This window comes from Methylobacterium nigriterrae, assembly GCF_037106235.1.
Classification (GTDB): Bacteria; Pseudomonadota; Alphaproteobacteria; order Rhizobiales; family Beijerinckiaceae; genus Methylobacterium; species Methylobacterium nigriterrae.
In genome coordinates this window covers 1-13,111 of sequence record NZ_JBAWTG010000125.1, presented here as the reverse complement: position 1 = coordinate 13,111, position 13,111 = coordinate 1, and the positions used below count along the sequence as shown (strand labels likewise).

Here is a 13,111-nt window from a genome sequence, read left to right as displayed (position 1 = left end):
GAAGCGTCTTGTAGCGGCCCGCGATGCCGCCCATCACGAGGCAGACGCGATCGGCGCCGTCGTCCGGCACGATGTCGTGGCGGGCCGGGACGGGGCGGCGGACGAGGGTGAGCGCCTCCAGCGCGGCCCGCTCCGCGTCCGAGAGGACGGCGCCGCGCTCGAGCTTCCGAACGAAGGGGTTGCTCACGTCCTCCTGTCCTCTCCGCGCCGGCCGGGATCCGGGGCCGCCCCGGCTCGCGGCCGGCTCCAGGACGGACGCGCCGCTCATGCCGGGACCCTTGCCGGGACCCTTGCCGGAACCCTTGCCGGAAGCCTTGCCGACAGCTCTGCCGAGGACCTCGCCGGCGGCCCGGCGAGGGATTCGGCGAGGCTCGCCCGCGCGCGGCTGACGCGGCTCTTGACCGTGCCGACCCGGCAGCCGACGCGGTCGGCGGCGGCCTCGTAGGTCAGGCCCTGCGCGGCCACGAGCAGCAGAGCCTCACGCTGAAGGGGCGGAAGTTTGGCAAGCAGCGCCCAAACCTTGCGCAGCTCGACGTCGTGCTCCTGGGCCGGCGGGGCGACGAGCCGCGCGGCCGCGACGCCGTCCCCGTCCTCGACCTCGCGCCGGCGCTTGCGGCACTCGCTGTAGAACTGGTTGCGCAGGATGGTGCAGAGCCAGGCCATGAGGCTGGAGCCCGGCAGGAAGCCGTCCTGGTTCGCCCAGGCCTTGAGCAGCGTCTCCTGCACGAGGTCGTCGGCGCGCGCCGCGTTCGCGGTCAGGGACATGGCGAAGGCGCGCAAGGCCGGCAGCGCGGCGAGGAGGTCGTCGCGGAAGCGCGGCGCGCAGGGCCTCGCCGGCGCCGCGCCGAGCCGCGCGACGAGGGCGAGGAGGCGCGGCGGCTGCGCCTCGGCCAGCATCGCGGCGTAGAAATCCTGCAGCCGGGCGCCGAGATGGGCGCGCAGGCTCGGCGGCAAGCGGGGCCGCAGGTCGGGCGGGGCAACGGCCCGGAGCGGCGCGCGGTGATGGTCCGCGCGGGCCGGTTCGCGGGGGCGGGATGTCGTCGCACTCATCGCTCCTCGCTCCACCGGGAGGGGTAGCCGGCCGTACAGCAGATTTGTATTATATGTTCGCTGTACAACTCTCAAGAGCTAACGACGCAGAACGGCAATCGGAGGGTGTTCGCTGAGCCCGGCCGCCAGCGCGGCGCGCAGCCCGGACCCGACGCGTACGAAGCGGAATTTCAGCTTGACCGTGACGCGATTACATCACGCAATGCCGCGGCGATTCGCTCTGGCCCGGTTTGCGGAGGTCCCCATGACGCTGACGGACATTGCCAAGCTCATCGAGACCAACGGCCCGGACTTCGCCGACCGGGTCTTCGCCTCGCTCGGCGGCGCGCATCCGGCCGAGCTGTTCGAGGCGGGCCCGGCCGCCGAGGAGGCGCTGGAGATGCTGCGCCGACGCCGCGACCTGATGATCGCGCTCGATACCTGGCCGGGCCGGGCCGGGCGCGACCGGGCCTGAGGCGCGGGAGACGACGAAGGCCGTGCCGGCGCCCGAAGACGCCGGCACGGCCCCCGATGACGCCGGCACGGCCCCCGCGCGATCGGCCCCGGCCTACTCGGCGGGCTGCAGTGCCGGTGCCGCCAGCGGCGCCGGCTCGCCCCTGAGCGCGGCGGCCAGCCTGGCCTCGTCGACCTCGCCCTCCCAGCGCGCCACCACGATGCAGGCGACCGCGTTGCCGATGAAGTTCGTGAGCGCCCGGCACTCCGACATGAAGCGGTCGATGCCGAGGATCAGCGCCATGCCGACGACCGGCACGGAGGGCACCACCGCGAGCGTCGCCGCGAGCGTGATGAAGCCCGAGCCCGTCACGCCGGCCGCACCCTTCGAGGAGAGCATCGCGACGAGGAGCAGCAGGGCCTGCTCGCCGAGCGAGAGCGGCGTGTCGGTGGCCTGCGCGATGAACAACGCCGCCATCGTCATGTAGATGTTGGTGCCGTCGAGGTTGAACGAGTAGCCGGTCGGCACCACGAGGCCGACGACGGGGCGCGAGCAGCCGGCCCGCTCCATCTTGTCGATGAGCGAGGGCAGGGCGGATTCGGAGGAGGAGGTGCCGAGCACGAGCAGCAGCTCCTCCTTGATGTAGCGGACGAGCCGCACGATCGAGAAGCCGTTGTAGCGGGCGACCGCGCCGAGCACGACGAACACGAAGATCGCCGAGGTCAGGTAGAAGGCGCCGACGAGGTAGGCGAGGTTGGCGAGCGAGGCGATCCCGTACTTGCCGATGGTGAAGGCCATGGCGCCGAAGGCGCCGATCGGCGCGACCTTCATGATGATGTTCACGACGCCGAAGATCGCCTCGGACAGGACCTTGACGATGTCGAGGACGGGCTTGCCGCGCTCGCCCAGGAAGGCGAGGCCGAAGCCGAACAGCACCGAGAAGAACAGCACCTGCAGGATCTCGCCGCCCGCGAACGCGCCGACCGCGGTGGCCGGGATGACGTTCATCAGGAAGTCGACGATGCTCTGCTCCTTGGCCTTGCCGGCGTAGGTCGCGACCGCCTTCGGGTCGAGGGAGTTCGGGTCGATGTGCAGGCCGTGGCCCGGCTGCAGGACGTTCGCCACGATCAGGCCGACGATCAGCGCCAGCGTCGAGAAGGTGAGGAAGTACAGGAGCGCCTTGCCGCCGACCCGGCCGACCTTCTCGAGGTTCGTCATCCCGGCGATGCCCGAGACGACGGTGAGGAAGATCACCGGCGCGATGATCATCTTCACGAGCTTGATGAAGGCGTCGCCGAGCGGCTTCATCTCGGCGCCGAGCTGCGGATAGAAATGCCCGAGCAGGATGCCGATCGCGACCGCGACCAGAACCTGGAAGTACAGGGTCCGGTAGATCGGCTTCGGGGTTGGCGGAGCGTGGTGCGCGGTGAGCGGTGACGGCACGGCGGCCATGAGGCGTTCTCCCTTCGGTTCGATGCTGGCAGACGAGGCGGCCCGCCCGCGGCGTCCGCTCTTGCTTTTGGCCCTGAGGCTTGCAGTCATGCCGACGGAGCAGGGCTGCGATACGCCGACGGAATGGCAACCGGCATGCCAGCCGGCGGGCCCGCTGAAGATTTTGTTAAATGTCTGAGATGACAAGGATTTTTCCGGACCTGCCGGGCCCTGGCGGGGCGCCCGTTGCGGGCATCCGCACGAAGCGGCCCGAATCTGTCCGGGAAACCGCACGGGGCGGCGGCGCGTGACCGGAACCCGACGATCCGGGCCCGAGCCGGCGAGATCATCCGTCCGTCGACGCTGGCTCTGGCTGCCGGCGCTCGCCGCGATGGTCGTGGCGGCCTGGGCGGGCGGGCGCATCGCCGAGCGCTCGGCGCTCGCCGATCTCGGGCGCGCCGCGCAATCGGCTCTCGCCCTCCAGGTCGGGGCCCTGCGGGCGGAGATGCAGCGGCAGACCGCCCTGCCGCTGGCCCTCGCGGCGGATCCCGAGATCGCATCCGTCCTGCGCCCCGAGGCGGGGCAGGACCTGCTCGCGCGCGTGAACGGACGCCTCGCCGAGGTCGCCGCCGCGACGGGCGCGGCCGTCATCTACGTGGTGGGGGCCGACGGTGTCACGGTCGCGGCGAGCAACGCCGGGGCGCCGCGCAGCTTCATCGGCCAGAATTACGGCTTCCGGCCGTATTTCCGGCTCGCCATGGCGGAGGGGTCGGGGTCGCAATTCGCCCTCGGCACGGTGAGCGGGCGACCGGGCTACTACCTCGCGCGGCGGGTCGCCGACGGGAGCGGCGTCGTCGTCGTCAAGATCGAGTTCGACGCGGTCGAGGCCGGCTGGCGGGAGGCCGACGAGCGGGTCTTCGTGGCGGACCAGCGCGGCATCGTGCTCGTCGCGAGCGATCCCGCATGGCGCTTCCGCGCGCTCCGTCCGATCGACCCGGCCGAGCGCGGACGCATCCGCCAGAGCCTGGAATTCGGGGGCGCCAACCTCGATCCGCTGCCCCTCCGCCCGGACGGGGGTCGCGCGGACCTCGTGCGCGTCGGGGGCGGCGCTCAGCCCGCATGGGCCGCCCTCCGGCACGAGGCCGCGATACCGGGAACCGGGTGGCGGCTCACCGCGCTCACGCCCGTCGGCGGTGCCGTCGAGCGCGAGCGCTGGCAGGGCGGGATCATCGCGTTCCTCGCGACGGGCATGGCCGCCCTCGGCCTCACCACCCTCCTCGGGCGCCGCGAGCGAACGCGGGCGCGCCTGCGCGAGGCGGCGGCAAGGCGGGAGGAACTGGAGGCGCGGGTCGCCGAGCGCACGCGGGCGCTCAGCGAGGCGAACCGGCGGCTGCGCGCCGAGGCCGAGGAGAGGGCCCGCGCGGAGGCCGAGCGCGAGCGCCTCGGCCGCGAGCTCGCCCAGGCCGGACGGCTCGCCACCCTCGGCCAGTTCGCGGCGAGCATGGCCCACGAGATCAACCAGCCGCTCGCGGCGATCCGCTCCTATGCCGACAACGCCGCGATCCTGGTGCACCGGGGGCGCGTCGCGGACGTGGCCGAGAACGTCACGGCCATCGGCCGGCTGACCGACCGGATCGGGGCGCTGACCCGCCAGCTCAAGGGCTTCGCCCGGCGCGCCTCCGGCCGGCGCGAGCCGGTGGCGCTCGCCGAGATCGTCCGCAACGGCCTCGAACTCGTCGAGGGCCGCGCGGCGACGGCGGGGATCGCCCTGGCGGCCGCGCCGCCGCCCGCCGGCCTCGCCGTGCTCGGCGACGGGCCGCGCCTGGAGCAGGTCCTCGTCAATCTCCTGCAGAATGCTCTCGACGCAGTCACGGACCGCCCGGAGCCGGCCGTCGCCCTCGCGATCGACGAGGCCGGAGACCGCGTCGCCGTCGAGGTGCGCGACAACGGGTCCGGCATCCCCGAGGCGCAGCGCGCAAGTCTTCGACGCCTTCTTCACGACGAAGTCCGACGGGCTCGGCCTCGGCCTCGCCATCGCCCGCGGGATCGTCGAGGATTGCGGCGGCACCCTGACGGTGCGCGGCAACGAGCCCGCCGGCACGGTCTTCCGGATGGAGCTCGCCCGCGCGCCGGCGCAGGCGGCGGAGAGCGCGGCGTGAGCGAGACGAGTCCCGACCGGTCCGAGCGGATCGTCTTCGTCGACGACGAGGCGGACGTGCGCCGGGCCAACCGCCAGAGCCTGGAGCTCGACGGTTTCGCGGTCGAGGTCTTCGATGCCGCCGAGCCCGCGCTCGCCGCGATCCTCTCCGAGCCGCCGGGCGTCGTCGTCACCGACGTCCGCCTGCCGGGCCTCGACGGGCGCGCCCTGTTCGAGCGCCTGCGCGGCGCCGACCCGGACCTGCCCGTCATCCTGATCACCGGCCACGGCGACATCCCGATGGCGGTCGGCGCGATGCGGGCGGGCGCCTACGATTTCCTGGCCAAGCCCTACCCGGCCGAGGCCCTCGTGGCGTCCGTGCGCCGGGCGCTGGAGCGCCGCCGCCTGACCCTCGAGAACCGGCGCCTGCGGGCGCGGCTCGAGGAAGCGGTCGAGGCCGATCCCGCCTTCCTCGGGATCTCGCCCGAGATCGTGCGCCTGCGCCGCCTCGTGCGCGACGTCGCGCAGGCCGACATCGACGTGCTGGTCCTCGGCGAGACCGGATCCGGCAAGGAGGTGGTGGCCGGCGCGCTCCACCGCTGGAGCCGGCGGGCGCCGAGGAACTTCGTGGCGATGAATTGCGGGGCGCTGCCCGACAGCGTGGTGGAGAGCGAGCTGTTCGGCCACGAGGCCGGCGCCTTCACGGGGGCGCTGAAGCGCCGGGTGGGGCGCATCGAGCACGCGCAGGGCGGCACGCTCTTCCTCGACGAGATCGAGAGCATGCCGCTGGCGCTCCAGGTCAAGCTCCTGCGGGTGCTGCAGGAGCGGACGGTGGAGCCGCTCGGCACCAACGAGGTCCGGGCCATCGACATGCGGGTGGTGGCCGCCACCAAGGTCGATCTCGGCCAGGCGGCGGCGCAGGGGACCTTCCGCGACGACCTCTTCCACCGCCTCAACGTGATCACGATCCCGATCCCGCCGCTGCGCGACCGGCGCGAGGACGTGATGCTGCTGTTCCAGCACTTCCTCGGCCGGGCGGCGGCCCGCTTCGGCCGCGACCCGCCGCCCGTGACGGCGGCGATCCGCGACCACCTCCTGCGCCACGCCTGGCCGGGCAATGTGCGCGAGCTCGACCACTTCGCCGAGCGCTGCGCCCTCGGCTTCGGCCCCGAGGCACGCCCGGGCCCGGAGCCCGCTCCCGGCCAGACGCTCGCCGAGCAGGTCGACCGCTTCGAGCGCGGCCTGATCCGCGACGAGCTGATCATGGCGGGCGGCGACGTGCGCCTGGCGGCCGAAGCCCTCGGCACCCCGCGCAAGACCCTCTACGACAAGCTCGCCCGCCACGGCCTGACGCCGACCGACTTCCGGTAGCGTCACCCGAACCCTCCGCCGCCGTTGCGCGCGCGCGCCTCTGCACCAGATTGTGCGGCGGATCCGGCGCGGGACGCGCGGAGACGGGGGGATGACATGCCGAGGCCGGAGATTCAGGAGCCGCAGCCGCCCGAGCTGGCGTCGCCCTGGCGGACGGAGGCGCGCGTGCGGCTGCAGGCGGAGGCCCGTGCCTTCGCGCGCGACGTCGTGATGCCGATCGCGGACGAGCTCGACCCGCACAAGGGCGAGATGCCGCGCTCCCTCATCGACGCGATGGCCGGGAAGGGCTGGTTCGGGCTCACCATCCCGGCCGAGCATGGCGGCCTCGGCCTCGGCGTGTTCGAGTACTGCCTCGTGTCGGAGGAGCTGGCGCGGGCCTGGCTCTCCGTCGGGAGCATCCTGGCGCGGGGGCAGGGGCTCGGCACCCAGACCCTCGACGAGGAAAGGCGGCGCGACCTGCTGCGCCGCTCGGCGGCGGGCCGTTGGATCGGCAGCATCGCCCTGTCCGAGCCGACGGCCGGCTCGGACCTCGCCGGCGTGCAGACCCGGGCCGTGCGCGAGGGCGACAGCTGGCTCCTCACCGGCACCAAGCGCTGGGCGGGCTTCGCGCTCGCGGCCGACTTTATCGAGGTCCTGGCGCGCACGCGCGAGCCGGAGGCGGGCGAGCCGCGTTCGGCCGGGCTCGAGCCCTTCCTCGTGGTCAAGGAGCCCGGCACCTTCCCGGAGGGCATGACCGGGCATGCCATCGACAAGATCGGCTATCACGGCTTCCTCACCTTCGAGCTCGCGCTCGACCGCGTGCGGGTGCCCGAGAGCGACCGGCTGACGGGCCTCTACGGCGACCAGGGCGCGGATGCGGATGCGGGCGGCTTCGCGGCCGTGCAGCGGGGCCTCAACATCGCGCGCGTCCACACCGCCGCGCGGGCGGTCGGGGTGGCGCGGGCGGCGGTGGAGGATTGCCAGGCCTACCTGCAGGAGCGCGAGCAGTTCGGGCACCCGATCGGCGAGTTCCAGGCGCTGCGCTTCGCGCTGGCCGACATGGCCGCCGAGGTGGCGCAGGCCCGCGCCTACTGGCATCAGGTCGCCCATCTCCTCGATGCGGGCGAGCCGGCCGAGAGCGAATCCGCCATGGTGAAGCTCCTGGCGACCGAGATGGCGGTGCGCGTCACCAACCGGGCGATGCAGCTCCACGGCGGCAACGGCTACACCACCGAGCGCCGGGTCGAGCGCTACTGGCGGGATGCGCGCCTGACGACGATCTTCGAGGGCACGAGCGAGATCCAGCGCCGCATCATCAGCGACCGGATGCTGCCGAGGCCGTGACGTCGGGCGAGGGGCCTGCCGCGGAGCGCGCCGGCTCTCAGGCGATCAGCCAGGTGACGAGGAGGAGGGCGGCGAAGAAGGCGCCTGAACTGATCGTGACGGCGACGACTTCGCGGTGCTGGAGCAGGAGGTTTTTGGAAGCGGGCGACATGGTGGGAAGGCCGGGACGTTGAACGCCCCAGCACTTGCCATCGCGCCGGTTAAAACGCGATGGCCGCGCGCGGTGACCGATCACCGAAGCTGCCGCTGTCACATCCCTGCAACGAATCGCCTCGCGACCCGTCATGCGATGTCCGACCGATCGCTTCGCGATGGCAGACATCGTCGTCGCTCAGGCTCCGGCCCGCGCCTCCGGCGGCCGCGGCGGGAAGGCCACGACGTTGGTCCAGTCCGCCGAAGGGTCCTGGCGCGTGCCCGGGGCCGCGCCGGCCGGCCTCTCCCGCCCGCCGCCCGCGATCCAGCGGATCACCAGCAGGTTCCCCCATCGCGCGAGGCGCCGCCGCATCCGCCGCCGGAGCCACCGGGGTTGCTTGTCTGACGCGTACACGGACGCCCTCACAGCTCGGTCCCGGGTGGAGCCTTGGCCGTGAGGGCCGCCTCGCCATTAACCTCGGTTAACGGCAGTCCCAGATATCGGGCGCGGCCATCCGATGTTGCGCGGCGGCACCACCGGATCGGCCGCCCGATCCCTAGCCGGCCTTGCGGCCGCGGGGCCTCGCCTCGCCGGGCTCGGCGGCGGGGATGCCGGTGCGCCCGAGGCCGATCGACTTGGCGAGTTCCGAGCGCTGGGCGGCGTAGTTGGCGGCGACCATCGGGTAGTCTGCCGGCAGGCCGAAGCGGGCCCGGTAGCTGTAGGGATCGAGCCCGTGGCCGGTGAGATGCCGCTTGAGCGTCTTGTAGGGCTTGCCGTCGATGAAGGAGATCAGCGCGTCCGGCGTGATCGACTTGCGAACCTGCGCGGGCGTCGCCCTCTCGACCTCCTCGACCGGCGCCGCCGGCCGGCCGAGGCCGGTCAGGGCCGCATGGACCTGCGAGAGCAATCCAGGCAAGTCGGCGATGGGCAGATTGTTGTTCGAGACGTAGGCCGACACGATGTCGGCCGCGAGGTGAATATATTCAGGATTCTGCCCTTGTGTTTCTTCCGACATTCCCGATTCCCGATCTCTCGCCCCGGTTGCGGCCAAAAGCATTTTGGGCGTGATGGATCAAGAAAAATCGTCCTGTCGTGATCGATTTTCTTCCGTCGCCGATGAAATCAATTGAGCGCAATCAGATACTTGTTCTGCAACACACCGAAGCCGGCCGAGCCAATGCAGGCGCTCACCGCACCGCCGGCCGGAAATCCGGTGGCCCTGGTCGCTGCCGGCCGGTCCTGCCGCTCCGAATTCTCGTCGCACACGAAATCGCGCGGCCCGGACGCTCCGGGACAAGCCTGTGCCCGGGCTTCGCCTGCGCGACCGGCCTGCTCTGGCACGACGCTTGCGGCCGGCGCGACGGCCCACCCGGCGGCGAGGTCCTGCGGGCCCGAGCGGCGATTCCATCCCCCGTCGCCTCCACTCTCTGCGAGGGGGAGGGGGAGGCGACGAGATCGGCGAACAACCGGAGACATCCATGAAGCGCGAAGACCTGACCGAGAAGCTCCTCGACATCAAGCGCGAGAAGGGCTGGAGCTGGAAGCACATCCAGGAGGAGATCGGCGGCCTCTCGCCGATCCTGATCACGGCGGCCTGCCTGGGGCAGATGAAGCTGCCCAGGGCCCAGGCCAGGAAGGCGGCCGAGCTGTTCGGGCTCTCGCAGGCCGAGGAGCGGATGCTGAACGAGGCGCCCTATCGCGGCTCGATCCCCGCGATGCCGCCGACCGATCCGTTGATCTACCGCTTCTACGAACTCGTCATGGTCTACGGCACCACCTGGAAGGAGCTGATCCAGGAGGAGTTCGGCGACGGCATCATGTCGGCGATCGACTTCAACATGACGATGGAGCGCGAGCCCAACAACAAGGGCGACCGGGTGAGGCTCGCGATGTCGGGCAAGTTCCTGCCCTACAAGTACTACGGCAACGAGGAGGGCGTGCCCGAATACGGCTTCAGGGAAGGCTGAAGGCGCGGCGTTCCCGGATCCGCCCCGCCGGTCGATTGCGCGCGAGCGATCGGCGTCTTGACCTCGGCCCGGCCCCCGCTTCCGGTCGGCCGGTCCCGGGTGAGCCGCCGGGCGCCCCCCGGCAGGGCCGAAGGGCGGAAACCGCACAGATGCCGGACCCGGCCGGCGCGGCGCGCCCGTCTTCAGATTTCGCTAACCGTCTCGGCCCGACCCTGCCTCGGAGCCGGAGCGCGACCCGGCTCGGTCGCGCAACGCCGCGACGGGCCCCGCCGCTCCATCCCCCCTCGGGCGGCGGGGCTGGCGGCCTTCGCCGTCACGATGCGGAAGATCATGGACGGCGCGAGCCGACCGGATCGGCCGTCGCCGCGATGGCCGCGGGTGGCGCAGGTCCGCGGCGAGGCGCTGCTGCCCGGTTCGGAAGGCGCCGGGGATTCCTCACGCGATCGGGAGCTTCCTGAGGACGCTGCCGGCCTCGTCCCGGACGAGCAGCTCCCAGCCGCAGCCGAAGCTGTCGGCCTCGCCGCTCTCCTTCATCTCCGCGAGGGCCAGTTCCGCCTGGGCCAGGGCCTCGGCGAGGTCGGCCGCCTCGATCCCATCCGTGTCCGGGATGAGCGAGTCTCGATTCACCAAGTCGAAGTAGAAGCGTTTCAGCACGGCGCCGCTCGCGTCTCTTTTCGAGTGAGGGGCGCGAGGACTGCGTACGCAACTGTCCCGAGAGCGCCGACGAGATTAATCGACCGTCTTGGTTAACGATGCTGTAACAGTATCGAGGGGATTTTAAACCTGTTTGGTCGATTTGTTTTGAGAATTCAATCCATAATCAGGTCAGCCCGCAACCGGGCGACGACTATTCAGACGTACCACCCGGCAAATCGATTGCGGGTGCCGGAGCCATAGGCTGATTCCGATGACGATGCCCGGCGATTCCGAGGATGAGCGCGGCGGCGGGACGGTCGCGCGCCGCGCGCGGATCCGCGACCATGTCCGCGCCGTTCTGAGAAAACTGTCCGCCGGCGCGGCCGGCAAGCCCTGACGCCGATCCCGGCGGCAAGCCGGAATCGGCGCCCCTTCGGATCGCGCCGCGGCAGGAGCGTTCGCCGTCCCGCTCCGGCGCGCGCCCTCTGGCCGGGCCTTTGCGCGATGCGCCCGACGATCGCCGCCCAGTTGCGGTGCGGGGCGCGTCCATCGGGCCTCCGCGGATCCGCCGCGCCGCCGCTCCCGGCCCTGCAGCGGCGGCCGTTTCGGCGGGATCCAGGGCCGGCCCGTCCGGGCTCGCGGGAGCGTGACCGAGGAGGTCGTCGGCCTGTTTGCCCATCCGCGAAGACGTTGCATTCTACACGATCGGACCCTGCTGCCGGGGAGGACGCGGATGACAGAGGGATGTCGCGCGCTCGCCCCCTTCTACGAGCCGGCCGCATGAGAGCCCGGCGGGCCCTCGCCGCGCGCCTGCCGGCGCCGGGCTACGCCGCGGTCAGCCGCTGGTTCGTCGGCCTCGCGCTCGCGGCGCTTCTTGCCGCGGATCTCCACGTGTCGAGCCTCGAGCCGTGGGCGGAGCTGCGCCGGCTCCTCGGCGGGCTCGTCCATCCGGACCTCGTCGCGGTCGAGGCCCGGAGCGTCGTCTACACGGTCGCCTTCGCGGTGCTCGGCGTCGGCCTCGGCGCCGGGACGGGCTTTGCCCTGGCGATCCCCTTCGCGCGCCGGCGCGGCGTGCGCGTGCTCTGCGCCGCCTTGCGCTCGGTGCACGAATTGTTCTGGGCGCTCCTGCTGATGCAGGTCTTCGGCCTCTCGGCCACGACCGGGATCCTGGCCATCGCGCTGCCCTATGCCGGCCTCTGCGCGAAGGTCTATGCCGAGATCATCGAGGAGGCGGACCTCTCGGCGCTCCGCGTCCTGCCGTCCGGCACCGGCGCCGTCTCGGCCTTCGCCTACGCGCGGCTGCCCGACGTCGCGGCCTCCGTCCGGCACTATACGCTCTACCGCCTCGAATGCGGGCTGCGCTCGACCCTGGTGCTCGGCTTCATCGGCCTGCCGACCATGGGCTTCCACCTCGAATCCGCCTTCCGGCAGGGGCGCTACGCGGAGGCCGGGGCCTTGCTCCTCGTCTTCTACGCGCTGATCGGGACGCGCCGCCTCTGGGTGCGCCCATGGACGCTGCCGGTTCTGGCGGTCGCGAGCGTGCTGGCCTTGCCCCCCATGGTCGGCGCCATCGATATCGGCGCGAGCCTTGCGCGCTTCATCGGACACGACCTCGTGCCCGCCCCCTTGCGCGGCGCGGCGCTCACGGCACCCGAGACTTGGCTAGAGACCTCGACGCGGCTCTGGGCGTGGCTGCGGCCCATCCTGACCGAGCAGGTGCTTCCGGGCGCCCTCGACACCCTGGTGCTCGCCCAGATCGCGCTCGTGGCGACGGCGTTCGGCGCGCTGCTGCTGTTCCCGCTGGTGTCGCGCCGCTTCGCCGGGCCGATCGGACGCCCGCTCGGCCGGGTGCTCCTCGTCACCGTGCGCTCGACGCCCGAATACATGCTGGCCTACGTGGCGCTGCAGCTGCTCGGGCCCTCGATGCTGCCCGCGATCCTCGCCCTGTCGCTCCACAATGCCGGCATCATCGGCTACCTGCTGGGCCGCCACGCGGACGACCTGCCCTACCGCCCGGATGCGCCGCGGGGGCTGAACCTCTACGCCTACGAGACGCTGCCGCGGCTCTACGGACAGTTCCTCGCCTACCTGCTCTACCGCTGGGAGATCATCCTGCGCGAGAGCGCCATCCTGGGCATCCTCGGCGTCACCACGCTCGGCTTCTACGTGGATGCCGCGATCTCGGAGCTGCGGCTCGACGTGGCCCTCGTCCTTATCGTGGCCACCGCCCTGATGGCGGTCGCCGTCGACGCGCTCTCGCGGGCCCTGCGCCGGCTCCTGCGCATCAACACCCTCCCAACCCGGCTCGCCGAGCCGCCGCGGCGCGAGGAGGCGGCGTCCGCCTCCCGCCGGTGACCGCCCCGGACGCGATGCGGCCCTCTCCCGCGCGGACTTGCACGTTCGAGCGTCTCGGGCAGCGCTTATCCCCTCGCCCCGCTCCGCGGGGGAGGGGGCGCCCGCCGCGCCGCCTCAATACGCCGCGTCGAGGTAGGCGGCGATGGCCTTGCCGTCGGCTTCGCCGATGGGGGCGCGGTAGACCTTGATCATCTTGGTCACCTCCGCGTCCCAGAACGCCTTGCCCTTCTTCGGCGGCTGCATGGCGATGTAGTCGACCGAGTGGCAGGCCACGC

General features: G+C 72.1%; 13 protein-coding genes and 3 pseudogenes. 7 read left to right on the top strand and 9 right to left on the bottom strand.

Annotated features, from left to right (window positions below):
- Positions 1 to 187 (bottom strand): annotated as a pseudogene (locus tag WDW90_RS30215) (cyclic nucleotide-binding domain-containing protein); the annotation flags it as partial.
- A 77-nt stretch (positions 188 to 264) separates the two neighbouring features.
- Positions 265 to 1,050 (bottom strand): sigma-70 family RNA polymerase sigma factor, encoded by a 786-nt coding sequence (locus WDW90_RS30210; protein ID WP_336491198.1) that lies wholly within the window; start codon positions 1,048 to 1,050, stop codon positions 265 to 267.
- A gap of 244 nt (positions 1,051 to 1,294) precedes the next feature.
- Between WDW90_RS30210 and WDW90_RS30205 the strand changes: the two genes are divergently transcribed.
- Positions 1,295 to 1,504: a hypothetical protein gene (locus WDW90_RS30205; RefSeq protein ID WP_336491197.1), complete on the top strand. Its 210-nt coding sequence runs from the start codon at positions 1,295 to 1,297 to the stop codon at positions 1,502 to 1,504.
- A gap of 93 nt (positions 1,505 to 1,597) precedes the next feature.
- On the opposite strand, the gene WDW90_RS30200 is transcribed toward WDW90_RS30205, so the two are convergent.
- Positions 1,598 to 2,935: a dicarboxylate/amino acid:cation symporter gene (locus WDW90_RS30200; protein WP_336491195.1), complete on the bottom strand. Its 1,338-nt coding sequence runs from the start codon at positions 2,933 to 2,935 to the stop codon at positions 1,598 to 1,600.
- Positions 2,936 to 3,305: 370 nt separating this feature from the next.
- On the opposite strand from WDW90_RS30200, the pseudogene WDW90_RS30195 reads away from it, so the two are divergent.
- The 3 genes and pseudogenes from WDW90_RS30195 to WDW90_RS30185 all read left to right on the top strand — a co-directional run bounded on the left by WDW90_RS30195 (position 3,306) and on the right by WDW90_RS30185 (position 7,745).
- A pseudogene (locus WDW90_RS30195) lies at positions 3,306 to 5,073 on the top strand (sensor histidine kinase).
- Positions 5,070 to 6,422: a sigma-54-dependent transcriptional regulator gene (locus WDW90_RS30190; RefSeq protein ID WP_336491194.1), complete on the top strand. Its 1,353-nt coding sequence runs from the start codon at positions 5,070 to 5,072 to the stop codon at positions 6,420 to 6,422. Before WDW90_RS30195 ends, WDW90_RS30190 begins: the two are co-directional and overlap by 4 nt.
- A 96-nt stretch (positions 6,423 to 6,518) precedes the next feature.
- Positions 6,519 to 7,745, top strand: a complete 1,227-nt coding sequence (locus WDW90_RS30185) for an acyl-CoA dehydrogenase family protein (RefSeq protein ID WP_336491193.1) — start codon at positions 6,519 to 6,521, stop codon at positions 7,743 to 7,745.
- A gap of 37 nt (positions 7,746 to 7,782) precedes the next feature.
- On the opposite strand, the gene WDW90_RS30180 is transcribed toward WDW90_RS30185, so the two are convergent.
- From WDW90_RS30180 to WDW90_RS30165, 4 genes are all read right to left on the bottom strand, one after another.
- Positions 7,783 to 8,067 (bottom strand): hypothetical protein, encoded by a 285-nt coding sequence (locus tag WDW90_RS30180; protein WP_336491192.1) that lies wholly within the window; start codon positions 8,065 to 8,067, stop codon positions 7,783 to 7,785.
- 9 nt (positions 8,068 to 8,076) lie between these two features.
- Positions 8,077 to 8,214: a hypothetical protein gene (locus tag WDW90_RS30175; RefSeq protein WP_336491191.1), complete on the bottom strand. Its 138-nt coding sequence runs from the start codon at positions 8,212 to 8,214 to the stop codon at positions 8,077 to 8,079.
- Between the two features lie 220 nt (positions 8,215 to 8,434).
- The gene (locus WDW90_RS30170) at positions 8,435 to 8,893 is read right to left on the bottom strand and encodes a Ros/MucR family transcriptional regulator (protein WP_336491189.1); all 459 of its coding nucleotides are present in this window, start codon (positions 8,891 to 8,893) and stop codon (positions 8,435 to 8,437) included.
- Between the two features lie 107 nt (positions 8,894 to 9,000).
- On the bottom strand, positions 9,001 to 9,144 hold the full coding sequence (locus WDW90_RS30165) for a hypothetical protein (RefSeq protein WP_336491188.1): 144 nt from the start codon (positions 9,142 to 9,144) through the stop codon (positions 9,001 to 9,003).
- A gap of 212 nt (positions 9,145 to 9,356) precedes the next feature.
- Between WDW90_RS30165 and cynS the strand changes: the two genes are divergently transcribed.
- Complete coding sequence (cynS, locus tag WDW90_RS30160; protein ID WP_336491186.1) at positions 9,357 to 9,845, top strand: cyanase; 489 nt, start codon at positions 9,357 to 9,359, stop codon at positions 9,843 to 9,845.
- Positions 9,846 to 10,280: 435 nt separating this feature from the next.
- Here the strand turns inward: cynS and WDW90_RS30155 are convergent, their stop codons facing one another.
- Positions 10,281 to 10,499: a DUF6894 family protein gene (locus WDW90_RS30155; protein WP_336491185.1), complete on the bottom strand. Its 219-nt coding sequence runs from the start codon at positions 10,497 to 10,499 to the stop codon at positions 10,281 to 10,283.
- 253 nt (positions 10,500 to 10,752) lie between these two features.
- Between WDW90_RS30155 and WDW90_RS30150 the strand changes: the two genes are divergently transcribed.
- Positions 10,753 to 10,878 (top strand): hypothetical protein, encoded by a 126-nt coding sequence (locus WDW90_RS30150; protein WP_336491184.1) that lies wholly within the window; start codon positions 10,753 to 10,755, stop codon positions 10,876 to 10,878.
- 383 nt (positions 10,879 to 11,261) lie between these two features.
- Complete coding sequence (locus WDW90_RS30145) at positions 11,262 to 12,836, top strand: PhnE/PtxC family ABC transporter permease (protein WP_336491182.1); 1,575 nt, start codon at positions 11,262 to 11,264, stop codon at positions 12,834 to 12,836.
- Positions 12,837 to 12,950: 114 nt separating this feature from the next.
- Here WDW90_RS30145 and WDW90_RS30140 read toward each other — a convergent pair.
- Positions 12,951 to 13,111 (bottom strand): annotated as a pseudogene (locus WDW90_RS30140) (cytochrome c); the annotation flags it as partial.